Origin of the sequence: Pseudomonas sp. AFG_SD02_1510_Pfu_092 (genome assembly GCF_003331055.1) — a bacterium.
Taxonomy (GTDB): domain Bacteria; phylum Pseudomonadota; class Gammaproteobacteria; order Pseudomonadales; family Pseudomonadaceae; genus Aquipseudomonas.
Window position 1 is genome coordinate 22,109 of sequence record NZ_PUQD01000014.1, and the last position, 23,408, is coordinate 45,516.

At 65.1% G+C, this 23,408-nt stretch carries 19 protein-coding genes and 2 pseudogenes; 17 read left to right on the top strand and 4 right to left on the bottom strand.

The annotated features are described in order from the left end of the window. Positions 1 to 58: 58 nt before the first annotated feature. From C6A77_RS08965 to C6A77_RS08975, 3 genes are all read left to right on the top strand, one after another. Entirely contained in the window at positions 59 to 1,063 is a 1,005-nt protein-coding gene (locus tag C6A77_RS08965; RefSeq protein ID WP_114169135.1) for a cytochrome c peroxidase, read from the top strand. Next, positions 1,060 to 2,871 (top strand): DAHL domain-containing protein, encoded by a 1,812-nt coding sequence (locus C6A77_RS08970; RefSeq protein ID WP_114169136.1) that lies wholly within the window; start codon positions 1,060 to 1,062, stop codon positions 2,869 to 2,871. Before C6A77_RS08965 ends, C6A77_RS08970 begins: the two co-directional genes overlap by 4 nt. Positions 2,872 to 3,200: 329 nt before the next feature. Next, the gene (locus tag C6A77_RS08975) at positions 3,201 to 3,638 is read left to right on the top strand and encodes an anti-virulence regulator CigR family protein (RefSeq protein ID WP_114169137.1); all 438 of its coding nucleotides are present in this window, start codon (positions 3,201 to 3,203) and stop codon (positions 3,636 to 3,638) included. Positions 3,639 to 3,721: 83 nt separating this feature from the next. Here the strand turns inward: C6A77_RS08975 and C6A77_RS08980 are convergent, their stop codons facing one another. Beyond that, positions 3,722 to 3,928, bottom strand: coding sequence for a hypothetical protein (locus C6A77_RS08980; protein WP_114169138.1), 207 nt, complete (start codon positions 3,926 to 3,928; stop codon positions 3,722 to 3,724). A 227-nt stretch (positions 3,929 to 4,155) separates the two neighbouring features. Between C6A77_RS08980 and C6A77_RS08985 the strand changes: the two genes are divergently transcribed. The 7 genes from C6A77_RS08985 to C6A77_RS09015 all read left to right on the top strand — a co-directional run bounded on the left by C6A77_RS08985 (position 4,156) and on the right by C6A77_RS09015 (position 10,532). Next, entirely contained in the window at positions 4,156 to 5,136 is a 981-nt protein-coding gene (locus C6A77_RS08985) for a quinone oxidoreductase (RefSeq protein WP_114169139.1), read from the top strand. Positions 5,137 to 5,149: 13 nt separating this feature from the next. After that, complete coding sequence (locus tag C6A77_RS08990; protein WP_114169140.1) at positions 5,150 to 5,998, top strand: TauD/TfdA family dioxygenase; 849 nt, start codon at positions 5,150 to 5,152, stop codon at positions 5,996 to 5,998. A 54-nt stretch (positions 5,999 to 6,052) separates the two neighbouring features. Next, the gene (locus C6A77_RS08995) at positions 6,053 to 7,105 is read left to right on the top strand and encodes a 3-keto-5-aminohexanoate cleavage protein (protein WP_114169141.1); all 1,053 of its coding nucleotides are present in this window, start codon (positions 6,053 to 6,055) and stop codon (positions 7,103 to 7,105) included. 130 nt (positions 7,106 to 7,235) lie between these two features. Further along, positions 7,236 to 8,543 (top strand): MFS transporter, encoded by a 1,308-nt coding sequence (locus C6A77_RS09000; protein ID WP_114169142.1) that lies wholly within the window; start codon positions 7,236 to 7,238, stop codon positions 8,541 to 8,543. A 5-nt stretch (positions 8,544 to 8,548) separates the two neighbouring features. Beyond that, the gene (locus tag C6A77_RS09005) at positions 8,549 to 9,202 is read left to right on the top strand and encodes a DsbA family protein (RefSeq protein WP_114169143.1); all 654 of its coding nucleotides are present in this window, start codon (positions 8,549 to 8,551) and stop codon (positions 9,200 to 9,202) included. Continuing rightward, a complete protein-coding gene (locus C6A77_RS09010; RefSeq protein WP_114169144.1) occupies positions 9,199 to 9,525 on the top strand; it encodes a Rieske 2Fe-2S domain-containing protein in 327 nt (108 codons plus the stop codon). Before C6A77_RS09005 ends, C6A77_RS09010 begins: the two co-directional genes overlap by 4 nt. Beyond that, positions 9,522 to 10,532: a putative sulfate exporter family transporter gene (locus C6A77_RS09015; RefSeq protein ID WP_114169145.1), complete on the top strand. Its 1,011-nt coding sequence runs from the start codon at positions 9,522 to 9,524 to the stop codon at positions 10,530 to 10,532. Before C6A77_RS09010 ends, C6A77_RS09015 begins: the two co-directional genes overlap by 4 nt. A 150-nt stretch (positions 10,533 to 10,682) precedes the next feature. Here C6A77_RS09015 and C6A77_RS09020 read toward each other — a convergent pair whose 3' ends face one another. Continuing rightward, a complete protein-coding gene (locus C6A77_RS09020; protein WP_114169146.1) occupies positions 10,683 to 11,699 on the bottom strand; it encodes an AraC family transcriptional regulator in 1,017 nt (338 codons plus the stop codon). Between the two features lie 214 nt (positions 11,700 to 11,913). Here C6A77_RS09020 and C6A77_RS09025 point away from each other — a divergent pair, with 214 nt between their 5' ends. From C6A77_RS09025 to C6A77_RS09045, 5 genes and pseudogenes are all read left to right on the top strand, one after another. After that, entirely contained in the window at positions 11,914 to 12,492 is a 579-nt protein-coding gene (locus C6A77_RS09025; protein WP_114169147.1) for an alpha/beta hydrolase, read from the top strand. Between the two features lie 74 nt (positions 12,493 to 12,566). After that, on the top strand, positions 12,567 to 14,522 hold the full coding sequence (locus C6A77_RS09030) for a DUF1302 domain-containing protein (protein ID WP_114169148.1): 1,956 nt from the start codon (positions 12,567 to 12,569) through the stop codon (positions 14,520 to 14,522). Between the two features lie 38 nt (positions 14,523 to 14,560). Further along, positions 14,561 to 15,919, top strand: a complete 1,359-nt coding sequence (locus tag C6A77_RS09035) for a DUF1329 domain-containing protein (protein ID WP_114169149.1) — start codon at positions 14,561 to 14,563, stop codon at positions 15,917 to 15,919. Positions 15,920 to 15,940: 21 nt separating this feature from the next. Continuing rightward, positions 15,941 to 16,935, top strand: a pseudogene (locus C6A77_RS09040) (YCF48-related protein). 15 nt (positions 16,936 to 16,950) lie between these two features. Next, entirely contained in the window at positions 16,951 to 19,431 is a 2,481-nt protein-coding gene (locus C6A77_RS09045) for an MMPL family transporter (RefSeq protein ID WP_114169150.1), read from the top strand. A 556-nt stretch (positions 19,432 to 19,987) separates the two neighbouring features. Here the strand turns inward: C6A77_RS09045 and C6A77_RS09060 are convergent. Further along, a pseudogene (locus C6A77_RS09060) lies at positions 19,988 to 20,122 on the bottom strand (GNAT family N-acetyltransferase); the annotation flags it as partial. Positions 20,123 to 20,167: 45 nt separating this feature from the next. After that, positions 20,168 to 20,572, bottom strand: a complete 405-nt coding sequence (locus C6A77_RS09065; protein ID WP_114169152.1) for a MerR family transcriptional regulator — start codon at positions 20,570 to 20,572, stop codon at positions 20,168 to 20,170. A gap of 74 nt (positions 20,573 to 20,646) precedes the next feature. Between C6A77_RS09065 and C6A77_RS09070 the strand changes: the two genes are divergently transcribed. Next, positions 20,647 to 21,708, top strand: coding sequence for an SDR family oxidoreductase (locus C6A77_RS09070; protein ID WP_114169153.1), 1,062 nt, complete (start codon positions 20,647 to 20,649; stop codon positions 21,706 to 21,708). Positions 21,709 to 21,847: 139 nt separating this feature from the next. Beyond that, entirely contained in the window at positions 21,848 to 23,359 is a 1,512-nt protein-coding gene (locus tag C6A77_RS09075) for a sensor domain-containing diguanylate cyclase (protein ID WP_114169154.1), read from the top strand. Positions 23,360 to 23,408 lie beyond the last annotated feature (49 nt).

The window sequence follows — 23,408 nt, forward strand, 5'->3', positions numbered from 1 at the left end:
CCGTTCGCTTTTGTCGGTTGGCCTTTCTATGCTCCAGAACGACATGCGCGGAAACAGCATGTTCGAAGAAAACGAGCATTGCGCCAGGGAGGGATGTGCTTTGCCGACCCGTCTACAGGTTCGCATCGTTGCCGCAACATTGGTGCTTTTACCGGCATTGGCATTGGCGCAGAGCATCGGCGGGCCGCTGACCCCCTTGCCACCGGTGCCTGCGCTTGACCCGGCCCAGGTGCAGCTGGGCCGCAAGCTGTTCAATGACCCGCGTCTGTCTGCCGACAACCGCCAGTCCTGCGCCGATTGCCATCGCCTGGACCGTGGCGGCGCGGACGGGCAGGCGCGCTCCCCAGGTGGCGATGGCCAACCGTTGCCGGTCAACACCCCCAGCGTGTTCAACGCGAGCCTGAACTTCCTGCAGTTCTGGGACGGCCGCGCGCAGTCGTTCGAGGGCCTGGTGCACCTGGCAAGCGCTGATGCGACCGACAAAGAAAATGCCTGGGTGGCCGTTGTGCAACGCATTGCCGACGACCCGGCCTACCGCGCGGGGTTTGCCGAAGCCTATGGCCAGCCGGTGGACGCCAACGTCATCAAGGACGCCCTGGTCACTTACCAGCGTACCCTGCTGACCCCCGATTCACGCTTCGATACCTACCTGAAGGGCGATACCAGCAGCCTTAGCCTGGAAGAAAAGCATGGCTACCAGCGCTTTCAGGAATACGGCTGCATTGCCTGCCATCAGGGCGTGAACATCGGTGGCAACATGCTGCAGAAATTCGGCGTGTTCGATGATTATTTCGCCAACCGGGGCAGTGTTGTCGAAGCGGACCGCGGGCGCTACAACGTGACCGGCGACCCGCAGGACCTGTACCTGTTCAAAGTGCCCAGCCTGCGCAACGTGGCGGTCACCGCGCCGTACTTCCATGACGGTTCGGCACCCACCCTGGAAGCCGCTGTCGATGCCATGTTCCATTATCAGCTGGGGCGTACGCCGAGCGACGATGACAAAGCGCTGATCATCAAGTTTCTCCAGACCCTCACCGGCCGCTGGGAGGGCAGACCGCTATGAAGCTCAGTGCCCGGCGCAGCCTGCTGCTGCTGGCTGCGTGCGCCATGTCGCTGGCGTCCGTGCTGGTTTACCTGTACTGGATGTCCAGGTCCGACGAGAGCGGTAGCTATGCCCAGGCGCGCGAACTGATTCGCCAGATCAAACAGTACGATGCCCAGTGGGAGGGGGCCGTGCTCAAGTCCCGCACCACCACCAACTACAACTACGACCCGCTGGTGCTGCCGTTGATGGAAATGAAGCGCCTGTGGCGAGAGTTCAGTGCGCTACAAGGGCGGCATCAGAAAACCCGAATGGCCGACTGGCAAACCGCCTCGCGCGATTACCAGCAGGCGTTTGCCGACAAGGTCCTGCTGGTGTCGCGCTTCAAGTCGCACAACGCCATCCTGCGCAACTCCCTGGTGTTTCTGCCGGCCGCTGCCGATGTGATACAGGTGCGCCTGCGCCAACTGGTCGATGCCGATACCCTGCGCCTGCGCAGAATCACCAGCGACACCTACGACCTGATGCTCAGCAGCCTGGAGTTTGCCCAGACCACCACCGACGACATCGCCGCCGACATCCTCGTCGGCCTGAACAACCTGGCGGTCAACAAGGAACGTCTGCCAGTCGATTTTCAGCTGCCCATCGATACCATCAGCAAGCACATCGAGTTGATTCTTCGCGAACAACCCAAGGTCGACCAGCTGCTGGTCGCGATCGAAGCGGTGCCGATCGCCGAGCGCCTGGACGCCATCACGCTGATGCTGGACCGCGACGAGCGCGCAGCCACGCTGACGGCGCAGCGCTACCATTTCTACCTGCTGGTGTTTTCCACCCTGTTGGTGTTGCTGTTGCTGTACATGGGCGTGTGGCTGCTGCGCAGCTACGCCGAAATAAACCGTGTCAACCGCGCGCTGGTGAGCGCCAACGACGAGCTGGAGCAGCGCGTCGAACGGCGCACCCAGGCGCTGACCCAGGCCAGCGCCGCGCTGCAACGCGAAATGGATGAGCGCCAGCTGCTCGAGAACCAGTTGGTCCAGTCGGAAAAACTCGCTTCGCTCGGCCAGCTGGCCGCCGGCGTGGCCCACGAAGTCAACAACCCGATCGGTTTCGTCTCGTCCAACCTCGGCGCGCTGGATGACTATTTCGCCCGTCTGCAGGACATGCTCAAGGCCTATGCTGACGCGGAGCACACCTTGATCCCGCCGGGGCTCGGCGCGGACCTGGCGAAACTGCGCACCGAGATCGAGCTGGACTACCTGCTGGAGGACATCCCGGCGCTGATCCGCGAATCCAAGGACGGTATCAGCCGCGTGGCGCGGATCGTCAAGGACCTCAAGGACTTTTCCCGTGTGGACAGCCGCCAGGACTGGCAGTTGGCGGACCTGCAGCAAGGCATAGAGTCGACCTTGAACATCGTCGCCAGCGAACTGCGGCACAAGGCCGACCTGGTCAAGGCGTACAGCCCGTTGCCGCAGGTCGAGTGCCTGCCGTCGCAGATCAACCAGGTGATCATGAACCTGCTGGTCAACGCCACCCAGGCGATGGGCAACGAGCGCGGCAAGATCACCCTGCGCACCGGCGCCAACGACCAGTGGGTGTGGGTCGAAGTGGCCGACAACGGCTGCGGCATCCCGGCCGAGAGCCTGCAGAAGATCTTCGATCCGTTTTACACGACCAAGCCCATCGGCCAGGGCACCGGGCTGGGCTTGTCGCTTTCGTACGGCATCATCAAGCGCCACGGCGGCGAGATCCGCGTCACCAGCGAGGTGGCTGTCGGCACCACCTTCAGGGTTGAACTGCCGATCCGTCAGGCGCGCTCGGCCTGAGCCGGCCAGCAGCGGGCAGCGATACCCGCAAGCGGGCCCATCGGCTTTGCATTTGCCTGCCCCAGCCGCAAGGCCGTTCTCGCGCTGTAGCCAGGCGTTTGGAACGGGAATTGCTGCAGCCCTGGAAACCTGTGCATGTTGGGGATACGGCAATGCTTCCAGAAGATCTCTACCTCATGTTTCTTTTCGCCGTTGCCGTGCTGGCCCTCGATGTGGCTGCCATCGTGCTCTATCGCGGGGCCAAGCCGTGACCCCGGGTTTGGGGGCTTTTACCCTGAAGCGGGGATTGGTCTACAGTGCAGGGGCGTCTCTCTGGTAAGGAAACAACTATGGCTAATTGTCGATGGGCAGTCATCGCTACTTCGATTGCGCTGGCTGCGGGGCCTGCGCTGACTTACGCCGACCCGGGTAACGGTAAAGGGCAAGGCCATGGCAAGGGGCAGCACGTTCAGGGCCAGCAAGGCCAAGGGCAGGGGCAGGGCGCCGCTCATGGCGGCCCGTCGATAAACCATGGCGCTGTGCTCGGCATCCTTGACGGCCACCGCAGCTACTGGAGCGCGGGGGCGGCGCTGCCCCCCGGCATTCAGAAAAACCTGGCCCGTGGCAAGCCGCTGCCGCCGGGTATCGCCAAGAAGCTGGACGGCAGATTGCTCGGGCAGCTTCCTCATTACGACGGGTATGAGTGGATGCAGGCCGGTGTCGACCTGATTCTGGTGGCCGTCGCCACGGGGATCATCTACGAAGTGCTGAACGGCGCGCTGGATTGACTTGGCGCTACCCTGTGGGGGCCGCGTCGCTTGCTTCGCGGGCTTGCCCGCTCCCACAGGGATCGCGCTCGCGCCTGTCGTGATCAGCCTGCATCACTGCGCTTGTTCATCTGCTCGCAGCACAGCTGCGCATCCGTCCGGCTTGGATAACTGGGTTTGAGCCGCTCCTTGGCCTGGTTGTCGTAAATGTCGAAGCCCCCACCCACGGTAGCGGCGTAATAGCGGCTACCCACGCGGAACGACTCCTTCTCGATCGGCACAGCGGGAACGATAACGAATCTTGGTTGCATGTTTCGTGCCTCCCCAGGCAGAGACTTAAGTATTAGTCCGGCTCCGGACAAGCATCAAGGCGGCTCATGAATAAAACCTTGTTCGCCGCAACATGAGCCGCCTTGCCCTGTCATGAAATGAAAACCTGCTGTCGTCCGATGCGAAGCACCCCGCGCATCAAGGGCATACAGTCCAATCACCCAGAACTGACGCCCAGGCGTCCAGATCGATGATTGGAGAGACAAGCATGTCCAAAGTCGTACGTTTCCATCACACCGGTGGCCCTGAGGTGCTGCGCTACGAGGACGCCGAGGTCGGCGAGCCCGGCCCGGGGCAGGTGCGCCTGCGCCAGGTGGCGGTCGGCCTGAACTACGCTGACACCTATTTCCGCAACGGCACCTACCCGATCCCGCTGCCCAACGGCATCGGCGTCGAGGCGGCCGGCGTGGTAGAGGCGCTGGGCGAGGGGGTGACCCAAGTGGCGGTCGGTGACCGGGTTACCTACACCGGCTTTCTCAATACCCTGGGCGCCTATTGCACCGAACGGCTGATCCCGGCCGCCGCGCTGATCAAGCTGCCGGACACCATCGCCTTCGAAACGGCCGCCGCCATGACCATGCGCGGCCTGACCTGCGCCTACCTGCTGCGCCGGCTCTACGATTTCAAACCCGGCGACAGCGTGCTGCTGCATGCCGCAGCTGGCGGGGTCGGCCTGATCGTCGCGCAGTGGGCGCAGCTGCTGGGACTGAACGTGATCGGTACCGTCTCCACCGAAGCCAAGGCCGAAGTGGCCAGGGCCCATGGCTGCAACCATGTGATCAACTACAGCGCCGATGATGTGGCCACGCGCGTGCGTGAGCTGACCGACGGGGCAGGGGTGAACGTGGTGTTCGACAGCGTCGGCAAGAACACCTTCATGGGCTCGCTCGATTCGCTCAAGCGCCGTGGCCTGATGGTCTGCGTCGGCACCGCGTCGGGCGGCATCCCGCCATTCGACCCGCAACTGCTGGCGATCAAGGGCTCGCTGCAGCTGACCCGCCCGGCACTGGCCGATTTCATCGCCGACCCGGCAGAAAAGGCCGACCTGGCCGGCGAGCTGTTCGACCATGTCAGCAGCGGGCGCATCCGTATCGAAATCAACCAGCACTATGCGCTGCAGGACGCCGTCCAGGCCCACCGCGACCTGGAAGCGCGCAAGACTACCGGCTCGTCGATCTTCATCATCTGAACAGGGCAACAGCATGCACATCGAACAACTGACCTGCGCGATCGGTGCCGAGATAACTGGGGTCAACCTGGCCGAAGCGATACACGACGACGACCTGTTCGCCCAGCTGCGCGCGCAGTTGCTCAAGCACCGTGTGCTGTTCCTGCGTGACCAGCATTTCAGCCGTGCCGAACACGTGGCCTTCGCCCGCCGCTTCGGCGACCTGGAAGACCACCCGGTGGCCGGCAGCGACCCGCAGCATCCGGGCCTGGTGCAGATCTACAAACGCCCGGACCAGCCAAACGATCGCTATGAAAACGCCTGGCACACCGACGCCACCTGGCGCGAGGCACCGCCCATGGGCTGCGTGCTGCGCTGCATCGAATGCCCGCCGGTAGGCGGCGACACGATGTGGGCGAACATGGTGCTGGCCTATGAAAACCTGCCAGCCGATGTGAAGGCGAAGATCGAAGGCCTGCGCGCGCGCCACAGCATCGAAGCCAGCTTCGGCGCTGCCATGCCGCTGGACAAGCGCCTGGCGCTCAAGGCGCAGTTTCCCGACGCCGAGCACCCGGTGGTGCGCACCCACCCGGAAACCGCCGAACAGGTGCTGTTCGTCAACGCCTTCACCACCCATTTCAGCAACTACCACACGCCGCAGCGGGTGCGCTTCGGCCAGGACGCCAACCCCGGCGCCAGCGACCTGCTGCGTTACCTGATCAGCCAGGCCTACCTGCCCGAGTACCAGGTGCGCTGGCGCTGGAAGCCCAACAGCGTGGCGATCTGGGACAACCGCAGCACCCAGCATTACGCCGTCATGGACTACCCGCCGTGCCACCGCAAGATGGAGCGCGCCGGGATCAAGGGTGGCCCCACGTTCTGAGTTCGTCGCCGTCGCAGGCGGCAACCGCACAATAACAATAGCGAGGACTACAGCATGCAATTCTTCGACGATTCGTTGCACCCGCAAAACATGGAAAAGGTGGTGATCACCGTGGCCCCCTACGGCCCGGAGTGGATGCCCGAAGATTTCCCCGAAGACATTCCGCTGACCATGGACGAGCAGGTGCAGAAGGCCGTCGATTGCTACGAGGCCGGCGCTAGCGTGTTGCACCTGCATGTGCGTGAGCTGGACGGCAAAGGCTCCAAGCGCCTGTCCAAGTTCAACGAACTGATCGCCGGCGTGCGCGAAGCGGTGCCGGACATGATCATTCAGGTAGGCGGGTCGATTTCCTTCGCCCCGGAAGGCGAAGGCGAGGCGGCCAAGTGGCTGTCGGACGACACCCGGCACATGCTCGCCGAGCTGACCCCGCGTCCTGACCAGGTGACCGTGGCCATCAACACCACGCAGATGAACATCATGGAGTTGCTGTACCCGGAATACCTGGAGGGCACCTCGCTGGCCAGCCCGGCGATCCATGCCGCCTACAGCGAAATGACCGTGCCGGCCGGCCCGTCCTGGGTCCGCGAGCACCTGCGCCGGTTGCAGGCCAGCAACATTCAGCCGCATTTCCAGCTGACCGGCATGCATGCCCTGGAAACGCTGGAGCGGATTGTCCGCCGGGGTGACTACATGGGCCCGCTGAACCTGACCTGGATCGGTATTGGCGGCGGCTTCGATGGCCCCAACCCGTTCAACTTCTTCAACTTCATCCACCGCGCGCCGGACGGCTGCACGCTGACCGCCGAATCGCTGCTGAAAAACGTGCTGCCGTTCAACACCATGGCCCTGGCCATGGGCCTGCACCCGCGCTGCGGCAACGAAGACACCATCATCGACCAGCACGGCAAGCGCTTCACCTCGGTACAGCAGATTCAGCAGACCGTGCGCGTGGCGCACGAACTGGGCCGCGAGATTGCCAGCGGCAAGGAGGCGCGCGCCATTTACCGCATTGGCCAGCAGTACCAAAGCATTGAAGAGACGCTGGTGGCCAATGGCATGGCGCCGAATCGTCAGCCGGGGGTGAAGGGCGTGCCGCAGCGTAGCTGACCAGGCAGGCCCGGCCTCGCTGCCACAGGTTCGGCGGTCGACGCGGTTCCTGTGGGAGCGGGCATGCCCGCGAAGAGGTCCCAACCAGCAACACGCATCCCGGCTGTTATTCATCTCCCAAGGAGGCAACATGGCCACCTACCTCGCCAGTGCCGCAGACTCCGGCACCGACATCGCCCACAACGTCCCGCGGCGCTATGCCTGGCTGGTCTTCGCCCTGACCTTCGGCCTGTTGATTTCCGACTACATGTCGCGCCAGGTGCTCAACGCGGTGTTCCCGCTGCTCAAGGGCGAATGGGCGCTGAGCGACAGCCAGCTCGGCCTGCTCAGCGGCATCGTCGCGCTGATGGTCGGCCTGCTGACCTTCCCCTTGTCACTGCTGGCCGACCGCTTCGGCCGGGTGCGCAGCCTGGTGCTGATGGCGGTGCTGTGGAGCCTGGCCACGCTCGGCTGCGCCCTGGCCGAGAACTACCCGCAAATGTTCATCGCGCGCTTTCTGGTCGGGGTCGGCGAGGCCGCCTATGGCAGTGTCGGCATCGCCGTGGTGGTCGCCGTGTTTCCCCGCGACATGCGCTCGACCCTGGCCGGTGCGTTCATGGCCGGCGGCATGTTCGGTTCGGTGCTGGGCATGGCCCTGGGCGGTGTGCTGGCCCAGCACCTGGGCTGGCGCTGGGCATTCGCCGGCATGGCGCTGTTCGGCCTGGTACTGGCAGCCCTGTACCCGCTGATCGTCAAGGAAGCGCGCATTGCCCCCAAGTGCGCGCAACAGATGCAGGGCAACGCCAGCCGACCATTGCGCACCCTGTACAGCAGCCGTTCGGTGATCGCGGCCTATGTCGGCAGCGGGTTGCAGCTGTTCGTCGGCGGCACCGTGATCGTCTGGATGCCCAGCTACCTGAACCGTTACTACGCCATGGGCACCGACCGCGCCGGGGCGATTGCCGCAGTCATCGTGCTGTGCAGCGGCATTGGCATGATCCTCTGCGCCATGCTCTGCGACCGCCTTGGCCGGCAACGCCCGGACCGCAAGATCAGCCTGGCCATCGGCTACTGCCTGGGCAGCTGTGCGCTGTTGTCGCTGGCGTTCGCGCTGCCAGCCGGCACCGCGCAACTGCTGCTGATCTGCCTGGGCATGATGATCGCCGCTGGCACCAACGGCCCGTCCAGCGCCATGGTCGCCAACCTCACCCACGCCGCGGTACATGGCACCGCGTTCGCCACCCTGACCTTGGCCAACAACCTGCTGGGCCTGGCCACCGGGCCGTTGATCACCGGGCGGGTTTCCGACCTGATCGGCCTGCAGGCCGCGTTCCAGCTGGTGCCACTGGTGAGCATCGGCGCGGCGGCGGTGTTCTTCCTCGGCAAGCGCCATTACCACCGCGACATGGAGCGTCTGCATACCTCGGCACACCCCGCTGCCGACGCATCCCGGGAGTAGAAACCGTGAAACAGCTGTTGTCCGTCGAGGTGTTCTTCGATTTTGTCTGCCCGTGGTGCCTGATCGGCCAGCGCCACCTGCAGGCTGCCCTGTTGCTGCTGCAACGCGAACAGCCGCAGGTGCAAGTGCACCTGCAATGGCGCGGTGTGCAGTTGTTGCCAGGCCTGCCTGCCGAGGGTGTGCCGTTCCATACCTTCTACCTGCAGCGCCTGGGCAGCGAGCAGGCAGTGCGCGAGCGCCAGGCCCAGGTGCGCGCGGCCGCCTCTGTGGTGGGCGAGGACATCGATTTCTCGCGTATCCGCCGCATGCCCAACACTGGCAATGCCCACCGGCTGCTGCAACGGGCCAGCCGGCTGCTCGATGCGGCGCAGCTGGAGGCCCTGCTGGCACAGCTGTTCGTTGCCTATTTCCACCAAGGCCGTGACCTCGGCGACAGCCGCGTGCTGCTTGGCATCGCCCAGCGTTGCGGGTTACAGGCCGCGCAGATAGCCGACTGCCTGCGTGACGACGGCAGCCCGTTCCTTGCTGGGGCAGGGCGCGCAGGCAGTGCGGTGCCGCGTTTTCGCTTCAATCAGGGGCCGCTGGTGGCTGGCGCGCAGCCTGCCGAGCTGCTGTTCGCCGCCATGCGCGAAGCGCTGCAAGAGGTTGAACAGGCATGAGCCAGCGTATTGCATTGGCCCCTGAGCAGCTGCCGCAACGCAACGGCCGGGTGCTGCTGACCTGCGCCGGGCGCAGCGTGGCGCTGTTCAACGTGGCTGACACGCTCTATGCCATCGACGACAGCTGCCCGCACCAGGGCGCATCGCTGTGCGGCGGGCGTCTGGAAGGCCGTGTCATCCAGTGCTGCGCACATGGCCTGCGCTTTGACCTGGCCAGCGGCTACCTGGTCAATTCCAACGCGCTGAAGGTGGCCAGCTACCCGGTCGAGCAGCAGCATGGGCAGGTCTACATCGTGCTTGACAGCGAGGAGGCAGGGCAATGAACACACTGGTACTGAGCGCTACCCATCAGCGTATTCGCACCCTTGCGCCGGGGCTGGTGGTCAGCCTCATCGTTGGCGCGGCCGCCAGTTTCCTCAGCGAACACTATGCGGCGCCGGTCATGCTGTTTGCCCTGCTGCTGGGCATGGGGCTGAACTTCCTGGCGCTGGACGGCCCATGCAAGGCCGGCATCGAATTCACCGCGCGCACGGTGCTGCGCCTGGGCGTTGCGCTGCTTGGCATGCGCATTACCCTCGACCAGATCGCCAGCCTGGGCTGGAAGCCGGTGGCCCTGGTCGTGGCCTTGGTGGCGGTGACCATTCTGGTTTCGGTGGTGGTGGCCAGGGCGCTGGGGTTTTCCCGGCTGTTCGGCATGCTCACCGGCGGGGCCACGGCCATCTGTGGCGCCTCGGCGGCACTGGCGCTGGCGGCCGCCTTGCCCCAGCACCCGCGCAAGGAGCACGCAACGCTGTTTACCGTGATCGGCGTGTCGGCTCTGTCGACCCTGGCGATGATCCTTTACCCGATGATCGCCCAGTGGCTGCACCTGTCGCCGGCGCAGGCCGGGGTCTTCCTCGGCGCGACCATCCATGACGTGGCGCAGGTGGTGGGGGCCGGCTACAGCATGTCCAGCGAGACCGGTGACATCGCCACGGTGGTCAAGCTGATGCGGGTGGCCATGCTGCTGCCGGTGATCGTCTGCGCGGCGATGATCGCCCGGCGCCAGGGCCTGGAGGCCGGCGGCCAGCGGCCGCCCTTGCTGCCGTGGTTCGCGGTCGGCTTCCTGTTGCTGGCCTGTGTCAACAGCACAGGCTGGGTGCCGATGGCGGTGCAGGGCGGCCTCAATGAGCTGTCGCGCATTTGCCTGGTGGTGGCAATCAGCGCCCTGGGCATGAAGACCCAGCTCAAGGCGCTGGTCTCGGTGGGGTTCAAACCCATTGCGCTGATGGTGGGGGAGAGTGTGTTTCTGGTGATTCTGGTGCTGGCGTTGATGCACTGGGGCCTTTAACTGACCGTGGGTTGCAACACTGCGCGGCGCCTGCTTCGCGGGCTTGCCCGCCCCCACATGAAATCGCGCATTCTTATGGCTCGCGCAATACCTGTGGGAGCTGGCTTGCCGGCGATGGGCTGCATGGCAGCCCCAATAGGCCAGAATGATTCAAAGCTGAAGCCCTTGACCATCCCGCTGCGCCCGCCAGCTGGCCGGCGGCATGCCGAACTGGGCGATGAACCAGCGGGTGAACGAGCTGGGCATCGAGTAACCCAGCATGTCGGCGATACGCCCCAGCGAATAGCCGGGGTTCTCCAGGTAGCGCATCACCAGGTCACGGCGCACGCTGTTGATCAGGTCCTTAAAGGTCAGCCCGCTTTCCTCCAGGCGCCGCTGCAGGGTCCGCACGTTCATGCCCTGGGTCTGCGCCACCTGCTCGATGGTGGCGCGGCCCATGGGCAACAGCAGGTAGATGGTCTTGCGCAATTCCAGCTCCAGCGACGGCGTGCCGCCCGCCGGCAAACTGTCCAGGTAACGCTGCGCCAGGCGCGCCATGGCTTCGTTGGCCTGCGGGCTGGCGCTGTCAAGGTCGGCGGCCGGGCAGACGATGCCGTTGAATTCGCTGCCGAACACCAGCGTGCAGCCGAAAATCCGCCGGTGGGTGGCCAGGTCGGCAGGCGGCGCGTGGGTGAAGTTGGCGCTGATCGGGTGCCAGTGCGCACCCAGCAGTGCCGCACACAGGCGCATCATCACGCCGATCGCCAGCTCGGTGGCCTGGCGGCTGCACGGCGCGCGCTCGTTGATCACCTCTTCGCGAATCACCACCGTCTTGGCGGCTTCCTCGATATGAATGGCCAGGGCGTCATTGAGCAGGTGGCGGTACTGCACGATCACTTGCAGGGCATCGCGCAGGGTGCGCTGGTGGCTGAGCAGCAGGCTGATTTCGCCGAAATCCGACAGTTGGCGCAATTCGGCCATACGCAGGCCGAAGCTTTCGCAGCGCGTGGCAGTGGCCGAGGCCTCGAGCAGGGCGATGACGCTGGCCACCGGGATGCGCCGGTTGGGGTCGTCGAGCAACGCGGCGTTGAGGCCAACCTGTGCCAACAGCGCATGGGGGTTGAGGCCCAGGTGGCGGGAAACCTCGAGGTAATTGGTCAAACTGGCGGCACGGACGAGCGCAGGCATTTTTATTGTTATCCCTATTTTCCAGGCCGCCGCGGGCTTTTTGCCGGCGCCGGCGGCTCACTGTTTTTATAGCCTGCGTGTCATCAATTGAAAAGCAAAGCCCGGTTCAGGCCGTTGTCATCAAATGAAAAGCCCTTGACGCGCAATGTGAAGCAGCTGGCGGGTGGCCTGTTTACTGTGAACCTCAAGCGCTACACCGCACACGAGGTTCACCGTGGAAAAACTGCAAACCACAGCCACCGTGCTGATCATCCCCGGCCTGCGCGAGCATGTCGCCGAACATTGGCAAACCGTACTCGCCGGCCGCCTGGCCAAGGTACGCAGCGTCGCGCCGCTGCAAGCCGACGGCCTGCATTGCGCCGCCCGGGTCGAGGCGATCCAGCGCGAGCTGGAGCAAATCGATGGCGAGGTGATTCTGGTGGCGCACAGTGCAGGGGTATTGATGGTCGCCCACTGGGCGGCGCGTTATCAGCGCCCCATCAAAGGCGCCTTGCTGGCCGCGCCACCGGACCTGGCCGCGCAATGGCCGGCCCACTACCCAAGCCCGGCCACCCTGGCCGAGAACGGCTGGTCGCCATTGCCTGAAAAGCCGCTGCCGTTCCCCAGCATCGTCGCTGCCAGCAGCGATGACCACCTGGCCAGCCAGGCCGCCGCCGAACAGCTGGCGCGTGGCTGGGGCAGCGAACTGATCAGCCTGGGCGCCGTCGGCCACCTCAACCCGGCTTCCGGTTTCGGCCCCTGGCCACTGGCCGAAGCCCTGGTCCACCGACTGGACAACCCGCACCTGCAGTAACGCATGGACGCCCCAGCCACGCCCGCACAAGACGGGCGGCGTAAAGAACAATAACAATACGTGGAGCCATCGTAATGCCAGAACACCGCATTCACCGTGCTGTGAAGCCACAGCGCTGCCTGCTCGCCTGCGCCATCGGCCTGCTCACGCTGCCCGCCGCCCAGGCCTTCGAAGTCGATACCGGCAATGAAGACTGGGCCGTGCGCTTCGACAACACCATCAAGTACAACTACGGCGTGCGCACCGAAAGCGCCGACAAGCGCATGCTGGGCACGCCCAATAGCAACGACGGCGACTACAACTTCCGCAAGGCCGGCACCAACATCACCAACCGGGTCGACCTGCTGACCGAGCTGGATGTGGTCTACCAGGGCAACAGCGGTTTCCGTGTCAGCACTGCCAGCTGGTACGACAAGGCTTACGACAACGCCGGTTCCAACAGCAACCCGTTCGTCAACGGCAACGGTGAGCAGTCCGGCATCAACCCCAGCCTCAATGGCCTGCCGGGTACCGGCGTGCCGCTGGGGAGCCCGCACCTGAGCAACTACGCCCAGCGTTATTACAGCGGCCCGTCCGGTGAAGTGCTGGACGCCTTCGTGTTCTTCAGCCGTGAAGTTGGCGAGGCCTCGCAGGTCAGTGCCAAGCTCGGCCAGCACAACCTGTTCTGGGGTGAGACGCTGCTCAACCCGGTGCACTCGCTGAGCTACGGCCAGTCGGGCCTTGACCTGGCCAAGCTGGCGGCCTCGCCAGGCACCGAGGCCAAGGAACTGTTCGTGCCGCGCAACCAGCTGTCGACCGCGTTGCTGGTCAATTCCGAACTGACCGTGGGCGCCCAGTACTTCTTCGACTGGGATGCCGCCCGCCTGCCGGAAGCCGGCACCTACTATGGCGGCTCGGATGTGGTGGGCGAGGGCGCGCAGAGCTTTTTGCTCGGTCACACCGGCACCCCGGGGCTGATCCCGGTGCGCGGCGCGCTGACCAGCATCCGCCGTGGCCACGACCTGACGCCGGGCAAGCGCGGTGACTGGGGCATCATGGCCAAGTGGTCGCCCGAGTGGCTGGGCGGCACCCTCGGCTTCTATTACCGCAAGACCTCCGAGATTCTCCCGCAGGCCTGGCTCGACGCGCGCGGCATGACCGTGGCCAACGGCCCGTTCGGCAACCCGCCGGGCAGCCGCCAGGGCGCGGTCGGCAACCTGTACAACTCGCTGCAGAGCACCACCTACCAGTTTGCCTACGCCGACAATATCGACATTTATGGCCTGAGCCTGTCCAAGGATGTCGGTGGCATCAGCGTCGGTAGCGACCTGAACATCCGCCACAACATGCCCCTGGCGAGCATCCCGGCCATCGTCAGCGCCCCCGGCCAGGGCGGCCTGGGCGGCGGCTTCGGCCTGCTGCCGGCCCGCCTGCCCAGTAGCGGGGTGATCTACGACGTGCCCAAGGATGGCGACAGCCTGAGCGCCACCGGTGACACCCTGCACTGGACCTTGAACGGCCTGATGACCCTCGGCGACACGCCGCTGTTCGATTCGGCGACCCTGCTCGGCGAGCTGTTCTACAGCAACCTGCTCAAGCTCGATAGCCACAACGCGGCCTTGTACAAGGGCAACAGCAGCTACCGCGGCATCGACAAGGCCACCCGCGACAACTGGGGCATCGCCGTCAACTTCACCCCCACCTGGTACCAGCTGCTGCCGGGCATGGACCTGAGCATGCCGCTGTCGGTCAACGTCGGCCTCGACGGCGTCTCGCCGGTGCAGGGCGGTGGCGCCGAACACACCGGCAACTACGCGGTGGGCCTGAGCGCGGCGATCTACAACCAGTACTTCGTCGACCTCAAGTACGTCGACAGTTTCGGTGAGACCAAGGCCTGCAAGGACGGCCAGACCGACGGCAGCACCCCCAACGCCCTGGACGGCGAACAGGATTACACCTGCTACGGCGGCGGCTACGCCTCCTTCTCCGGCGGTGGTGCCACCACCGAAGACCGTGGCGCCCTGTACCTGACCGTCAAGACGACCTTCTGAGTCATGTTTCCTACCGCCTACACAGGAAGACAACCATCATGAATTTCGTACCTGCACTGCTGGCTTCGTGCCTGTCGCTGGCCGCGCTGAACGCCGCCCAGGCCGCCGTCTCCTCTGACCAGGCCGCGCGCCTGGGCACCAGCCTGACCGCCATCGGCGCGGAAAAGGCTGGCAATGCCGATGGCTCGATCCCGGCCTACCAGGGCGGCCTGCTGACGCCGCCAGCCAGCTACCAGAGCGGCGCCAGCATGCGCCCCGACCCGTTCGCCAGTGACAAACCGCTGCTGGTCATCGATGGCAAGAACGCCGGGCAGTACCAGGGCCAGCTGACCGCCACCACCCTGGAACTGCTCAAGCGCTACCCCAGCTACCGCGTCGATGTGTACCCGACCCACCGCAGTGTGGCCTTGCCACAAGCGGTGCTCGACAACACCCGCAAGAACGCCACCGGCGCCAACAGCAAGGAGGGCGGTACTGCGCTAGACAACGTGCTGCCGGGCATCCCGTTCCCCATTCCGCAGAACGGTGCCGAGGCCATGTGGAACTTCCTGCTGCGCTATCAGGGCGTAAGCATGACCGCCAAGTACGACTCGTGGAACGTCGACGCCGCCGGCAAGCCATCGCTGTCGACCACCGGCCAGGCCAACATCAGCTACCCGATCTACGAGGACATGGCCAGGCCGATCGGCGCCAAGGACACCTACTACCAGATGAAGCTGGTGTACACCGGGCCTGCCCGCCGTGCCGGCGAAGCGATGATGTTGCGCGATGCCGCCAACCCGCTGGTGCAGCCGCGCAGCGCCTGGCAGTACCTGCCCGGCCAGCGCCGGGTCAAGCTGGCACCCAACCTGGCCTACGACACGCCCAACCCCGGCACCTCGGGCTCGGGCACCTACGACGACGTGTTCGTCTTCAACGGGGCGCTGGACCGCTACGACTGGACGCTGGTCGGCAAGCAGGAAATGTACGTGCCGTACAACACCTACCAGCTGACCTACAACACCGACGTCAAGCAACTGATCACCGCCAACCACCTGGCGCCGCAGTTCGTGCGCTGGGAGAAGCACCGGGTGTGGGTGGTGGAGGGCAAGCTCAAGGACGGCGCACGCCACATCTACCACAAGCGCCGCTTCTACCTCGATGAAGACAGCTGGATCGCCCTGGCCTCGGACCAGTACGACGCGCGTGGCCAGTTGTACCGTGGCTCGTTCGCCTTCCTCACCCAGAGCTACGACAAGCAGACCCCGGACGCCACGCCGTTCATGATCTACGACCTGATTGGCGGCACTTACAACCTCAATGGCGTGGTCGGTGCCTACGGCGGCATCCGCTACATCGACCCGCTGTCGAAAACCCAATGGTCGCCCGAGTCGCTGGCCGGCAACGGCATTCGCTGAACGCACCGAGCAGAGGTGGCAATGTCTGTCTTGAAACGATGCAGCGTGGTGCTGGTGGCCCTGGCCGCGCTGCAGGGCGCGGCCCAGGCGGCGCCTTTCACCGATGTGCTGGACCTGCCGGCCATGCCCAGCGCCCTGGCCGCCAGCAGCGCGCTGCGCGATGTACCGTGGCCGGGCAGCGCCTGGTCGCGGTGGGCCCGCGCGGGCACATCGTGTACTCCGATGACCACGGCGCGCACTGGCAGCAGGCCCAGGTGCCGGTCAGCGCCGACCTGAATGCGGTGAGTTTCGCCACCGCCGAACTGGGCTGGGCAGTCGGCCACGACGGCGTGGTGCTGCATAGCCGCGACGGCGGCGAACACTGGCACACGCAGCTCGATGGCCGGGCGTTGGCCGCACAACTGCCAGGCACCGGTAACGACAATGCCTTGCTCGATGTGTGGTTCAGCGATGCCCGCACCGGCTATGCGGTGGGCGTGTTCAACCTGCTGTTGCGCACCGTCGATGGTGGCGAGCACTGGCAGCCCTGGCTCGAGCACAGCGACAACCCGCAAGGCTTGCACCTGACCAGCCTGGCGGCGGTGGCTGACACGCTGTACATCACCGGCGAGCAAGGCCTGCTGCTGAGGCTGGACGGCGAGCGTTTCAACCGTGTCGAGACACCTTACACCGGCACCCTGTTCGGCGCGGTCGGCAAGCCCGGCGTGCTGCTGGTGTACGGCCTGCGCGGGCATGCCTACCGCAGCACCGATGGTGGCCGGCAATGGCAGCCGGTCGCCACCGGCGTGAACACCAGCCTCAGCGCTGCGGGCGTCGACCGAGACGGCCAGCTGTGGCTGGCCAGCCAGGCCGGCGACCTGCTGCTCAGCCGGGACGACGGCGCCAGCTTCGCCGCAGTGGCGCAAGGCGCCCGCGGCCCGGTGACCGCACTGGCCACCGATACCGGCAACGGCCTGGTGCTGGTGGGCGAGCGGGGCGTGCGCAACCTGGCCGGCAACCCCACGCTGCACCCATAACAAGAGAAGACCCTGATGGCCGCTACCCGCCAAGACACCCTGCCGGTAATCCGCAACCTCGACGCTTTCGACCCACGCTCGGGCAACGCCCTGGAGCGGCTGGTGTTCAACCACCGCCTGGCGTTTCTGCTGTGCATGCTGCTGGCGACCGTGGTGCTGGGCTACATGGCCCTGACCCGCCTGGAGTTGCGCCCCAGCTTCGACAAGATGCTGCCGCAGAGCCACCCGTACATCCACAACTACCTGGAAAACCGCGCGTCACTGCGTGGCCTGGGCAACGCGGTGCGGGTGGTGGTGGAGAACACCCAGGGCGACATCTTCGACCCCGACTACCTGCAGACGCTGCGCCAGATCAACGACGAGCTGTTCCTCAGCCAGGGCGTGGACCGCGCCTGGGTGAAGTCGCTGTGGAGCCCGGCAGTGCGCTGGACCGAGGTGACCGAGGAGGGCTTCCAGGGCGGCCCGGTGATGCCCGACGGCTACCAGGGCGCTGCGGGCGACATCGAGCAACTGCGGCAGAACATCGAGCGCGCCAACATCGTCGGCAGCCTGGTGGCGCGCGACTTCCGCTCGAGCATGCTGATCGTGCCGCTGCTCGACCAGGACTCGGCCACCGGCAAGGGCCTGGACTACCACGCCTTCTCGCAGAAGCTCGAACAGCTGCGCAGCCAGTACCAGGCCAGCGGCCAGTACCGCGTGCATGTGATCGGCTTCGCCAAGCTGATGGGCGACCTGATCGACGGCCTGATCCAGGTAATGGCGTTCTTCGCCCTGGCGGTGCTGACCAGCCTGCTGATCATCTACTGCTATACCCGCTGTTTGCGCAGTACCTTGCTGGTGGTGCTGTGTTCGCTGGCGGCGGTGGTGTGGCAGCTGGGCATCGTCGCCTGGCTGGGCTACGCCATCGACCCGTATTCGATCCTGGTGCCGTTTTTGATCTTCGCCATCGGCGTATCGCATGCGGCGCAGAAGATGAACGGCATTCTCCAGGACATCGGCCGTGGCACCCACCGCCAGGTGGCGGCACGCTATACCTTCCGCCGCCTGTTCGTCGCCGGGGTGACCGCCTTGCTGGCCGATGCGGTGGGCTTTGCCGTGCTGATGTTGATCGACATCCCGGTGATCCAGGACCTCGCCATCACCGCCAGCATTGGCGTGGCAGTGCTGATCTTCACCTCGCTGCTGCTGATGCCGGTGGCGCTGTCTTATGTCGGCGTCGGCCGCAAGGCTGCCGAGCGCGCCCTGGCTCTCGATGCGCGCCGGGCCGGCGTTACACCTGTGGGCGCGGGCGCGCCCGCGAAGGGCTGCAAAGCCGCCTCAATCGACCCATGGGCCTTGCTCGACCGCTTCACCGAACGCCAATGGGCCAGCGCCGCACTGCTGCTGGCCCTGGCCCTGGCCGGCCTGGGCATCTGGGGCAGCCTGCAGCTGAAAATCGGTGACCTCGACAGCGGCGCCCCCGAGTTGCGCGCGGATTCCCGCTACAACTTCGACAACGCCTACATCACCGCGCACTACGCGCTGTCCAGCGATACCTTCGCGGTGATGGTCAAGACCGCCCCGGAAGGTTGCCTGCAGTACCAGACACTGGTGCTCGCCGACCGCCTGGCCTGGCAACTGCAGCAATTGCCGGGCGTGCAGACCACCGTGTCGCTGGCCAACGCGGTGCGCCAGATCACCGCCGGCACCTACGAAGGCAACCCGCGCCTGAACAGCCTGCAGCGTAATCAGGACGTGCTTAACTACGCCGCCCAGCAGGCCTCGGTCAACGCCCCCGAGCTGTTCAACAACGACTGCTCGCTGATGCCGGTGATCGCCTACCTAAAGGACCACCGCGCCGACACCCTGGCCCAGGTCAGCGCCGTGGCCGAGCGCTTCGCCCAGGCCAACAGCAACGCCGACCACCAGTTCCTGCTGGCTGCCGGCAGCGCCGGTATCGAAGCCGCGACCAACGTGGTGGTGCGTGAGGCCAACCACCGCATGCTGTTGCTGGTGTACCTGGCGGTCACGCTGTTCTGCCTGATCACCTTCCGTAGCTGGCGCGCCACACTGGTGGCGATTCTGCCGCTGATGCTGACCTCGGTGCTGTGCGAGGCGCTGATGGTGGCCATGGGCATTGGCGTCAAGGTCGCCACCTTGCCGGTGATCGCCCTGGGCGTGGGCATTGGCGTGGATTACGCGCTGTACCTGCTGAGCGTGCAGTTGCAGCACCAGCGCGCCGGGCTGAGCCTGGCCCAGGCCTACCACCAGGCGGTGGCCTTCACCGGCCGGGTGGTGGGGCTGGTCGGCATCACCCTGGCCGCCGGCGTGGTCGGCTGGGCCTGGTCACCGATCAAGTTCCAGGCCGACATGGGCCTGCTGCTGACCTTCATGTTCCTGTGGAACATGCTCGGCGCGCTGGTGCTGATCCCTGCGCTGTCGCACTTCCTGCTGCGTGGCCAGGCCGCCCCGGCGTCTGCCGAGGCCCAGGCCGCGCCGTTGCCACGGTCGCGGTGATCGGTATTCCGGCCCCGCAGTGGGGTGAGCAACCGCCCTGTGGGAGCGGGTTCACCCGCGAAGCAGGCGACGCGGTGCATGGCACCGGCTACGCCGGTGTTCGCGGCCACGGCCGCTCCCACAAGCACAGCGTGAGCCCGGCCCTGCGCCGTCCCTGTGGGAGCGGGCAAGCCCGCGAAGCAGGCGACGCGGTGGATGGCACCGGCTGCGCCGGTGTTCGCGGCTAAAGCCGCTCCCACAGGTGCAGCGTGAGCCCAAGGCCTGCGCGGTATCTGTGGGAGCGGGCAAGCCCGCGAAGCAGGCGACGCGGTGCATGGCACCGGCTGCGCCGGTGTTCGCGGCTAAAGCCGCTCCCACAGGTGCAGCGTGAGTCCAAGGCCTGCGCGGTACCTGTGGGAGCGGGTTCACCCGCGAAGCAGGCGCCGCGGTAGATGGCACCGGCTGTGCCGGTGTTCGCGGGTAAACCCGCTCCCACAAAGTCCGCTGTCAGACGCAACGGCAGCAATCGAATTTCAGAATCACACTAGAGCAAAGCGCCCAGGCCGCAAGCGGCCCTTCAAATGCTCAGGCGTTTTTCCATCGGCTGGTAGATCAGCCCGGCAAACTCGCCCACGTCCCCTGCCAGGGCAAAACCGTACCGTTCATAGGCTGCCACGGAAGACAACGACACTCTGACCGTTACCACCTCGGCCCTGCCTGCTCCCAGTCGGGGTTTTCCATAGGCCTTACCGGGCAGTCACGACCCCGTGGCCGGCGAATGATCCGGCCATGGGAGTACAGTCAGGCCGTTGGCCAGGGCACTGGCTTCAAGTTTTACCCGCTCGGCGTCGAGAAAAACATAGGCCGCTTGCAGCGTGGTGATCTTCGCCTGGATTTCGGCCATCTTGCTCGCGACCAATGCCGCGCCTTGCGCGCAATCGATGGTATTGCCGCGCCAGGCGGCAAGAATCTCGCCGATCTCGGCCAGCGAAAAACCACCGCTCTGGGCACTTTGAATGAACGCCAGATCAGCAACGGTCTGTTCGCTGTAGTTGCGATAGTTGTTGGCCTGTCGATGGGCCACGATCAGCCCAAGTTGCTCGTAATAACGCAACGTATGACGGCTGACGCCACTGCGGCGCTCCAACGCTCCGATGTTCACCGCAATAAAGCCCTTGACTGTAGAGTAGGCTCTACACCTTAGCCTGCGCAGAACCTCCAGACAAGGACTCAAACATGAGCGTGGAATGCTTCGTTACAGGCGGCAGTGGATTTGTCGGGCAACACTTATTGGCCCGTCTTACAGCGACCGGGCACAAAACCTGGGTACTGATGCGCAACCCTGAAAACCTCGAGCGCCTCCGGCAGCAAGTAAGCCAGTTAGGCGGTAACCCTGAGCATGTTCAAGCCGTGCAGGGCGATATCAGCCGAGACGGGCTCGGGCTCGACGAGGCTGGCATGCGCAGCGTGTCTTCGGCTGCCGTGGCGTTCCACCTGGCGGCGGAGTTCACCTGGGGGCTGACCATCGAGCGTGCCCGTGCGGTCAACGTGCAGGGGGCGCTGCGCGTCGCCGAACTGGCGGCGAGCCAGCGTATGCGCTTGCTGATGGTGGGCGGCTTCATGCTGCAGAACCTTGGCCACCTGGCCAGCATCGGCGTGGATCACCAGCACCCGGAAAACACCGACTGGCCCGCCGTCTACCGCCGCGCAGGTGGCTACGAAGGCAGCAAGATCGAAGCCCATTTCGCCGTCATCCGCTGCCTGCAGCAAGCCGGCGCGGACTACACGATCGTGCACCCTGCCACGGTATGTGGCCACAGTGAAAGCGGCCACATCGTGCAAGGCCAACCACTGGCCGAACTCATTCGCAACCTGGCACAAGGCCGGTTCAAGGCCATTCCCGGCTCCCCCCAACACTGGTTGCCCTTGGTCAGCGTCGACTACCTGGTGGCGCTGATGACCTGCGTGGCGTTCGATCCGGCGATGGCCAACCGACAAGTCCTGGCACTTTATGAACACACACCGAACTTGCACGGCATGCTTGCGCAGATCGCCGCTACGCTGGCGGTAAAGGCGCCCCGTCACCATGTAAGGATCGGATTGCTCAAGTGGCTATTGGCGATTCCCGGGCTGGCACAGCAATTATCGATCAGCGCCGAATCGTTGAACTTCATCCAGACCCAGCGCTTCGACATGCGTGCCAGCGAGCAACTGGAACGCAAGTATCAGTTGGCACATCCCGATATGGCCAGCGCGCTGGAAAACACCGTGCGTTATGTCAAGGGTTACTTGAGCTGAGTGCTTGCGAAAATTTGTCGTACATCTCTACAATTCTGATGCTTTATATTATGCAGTAGACCAGATCGTTACTTCCTGACCGTTTGGTTAGTTAATAGCTGTCGTCGCCTGGCTACCGGAATCTCCATCAGGAATTGACGTGAAGCGTGACATCCAGCTCGTTGTTCTACTGCTATCGATCATCGGTTGTTCTCTCGCCTCGTTAACGCTGTGGAAGGTCATGGCTTCTCGCGAGCGCGCCCTGGAAGATATCAACGTCCATGGCCTGAACCTGACCCAGGCACTGTCCACCTATTCCGAAGGTATCGTCCGCCAGAGCTCACAGCTGTTGCTCGGCCTGGTCGAGCGCCTGGAAACCGAGGGCACCGGGCCTGCACAGATCGACCGCCTGGCGCAGCTGGTCAAGCGTCAGTCGCCACTGATGCCGCCCATGAGCGGCATCACCATCTATGCCAAGGACGGGCGCTGGCTGATGTCTTCCAACCGCCCCACCCCGGCCGGCGCCAACAGCAGCGACCGGGCGTTTTTCATCCACCATCGCGATGACCCGTCCCGTGCGCCCTTCATCGGCCTGCCGATCCGCAGCCGCGTCACCCAGGAATGGGTGATCACCATCAGCCGGCGCTTCAACGACCAGCGCGGCGAGTTCGCCGGGGTGGTTGCCATGACCCTTGGCGTGGAGAACTTCCTGCAACTGTTCGGCAAGCTGGACGTCGGCCACGACGGTGCCATCGGCTTGTCCTTTGCCGACGGCGCCATGCTGGTGCGCTACCCGTTCCGGGAACAGGACATGGGCCGCAACTTCTCCAAGTCGCCCATCTATGCCAAGTACCTGGTCGACCAGTCGGTAGGCACCGCGTCGTTCACCTCCAGCCTGGACGGCGTGGAGCGCCTCTATGCGTTTCGCAAGAGTGACAAGCTGCCGCTGGTGACCACGGTCGCCCTGGGCAAGAACGAAGCCCTCGCCGCCTGGCGCTTCGAGGCGCTGCTGTCGTTGCTGGTGGTGGCTGCGTTGCTGGCACTCACCGGCACCATCGGCTGGCTGCTGATTCGTGCCATGAGCCGGCGCGACGCGGTGGAAAGCGAACTTCGCCTGACCCAACAGCAATTGCTCGACAGCAACCAGCAGCTCGAACGCCAGGCAATGCACGATGCGCTAACCGGGCTGGCCAACCGGCGCTGCTTTGACGAAGCGCTGGCCCAGGAGATCCGCCGGGCCCAGCGCAACGGCACCTCGCTGGGGTTGCTGATGATCGATATCGACCATTTCAAGCGCTACAACGACACCTATGGTCATCCCGCCGGTGACACCTGCCTGCAGCAGATAGCCGCCCTGCTCGGCGCCTGTATCCGCCGCCCCAGCGACCTGCTGGCACGCTACGGCGGTGAAGAACTGGCGGTGATCCTGCCCGACACCGACCACGACGGCGCAGCGGTGGTCGCCACGCTGATGCTCGAGCGCCTGGCCCTGCAACCCATCCCTCATCAAGGCAGCCCGTTCGGGCATGTGACCGCCAGTATCGGCATCGCCTGCGCCGCTGGCACCGCGCTCGACAGCCCTTCATCGCTACTGCAACGCGCCGACCAGGCGCTGTACGTCGCCAAGCAGACGGGCCGCTATCGCCTGCATGTCGACCTGGCACCGACATAACTGCAAACACGCCCGCCCCGGGCGTGCTCCCGTGAAACCCGAAGCCCCA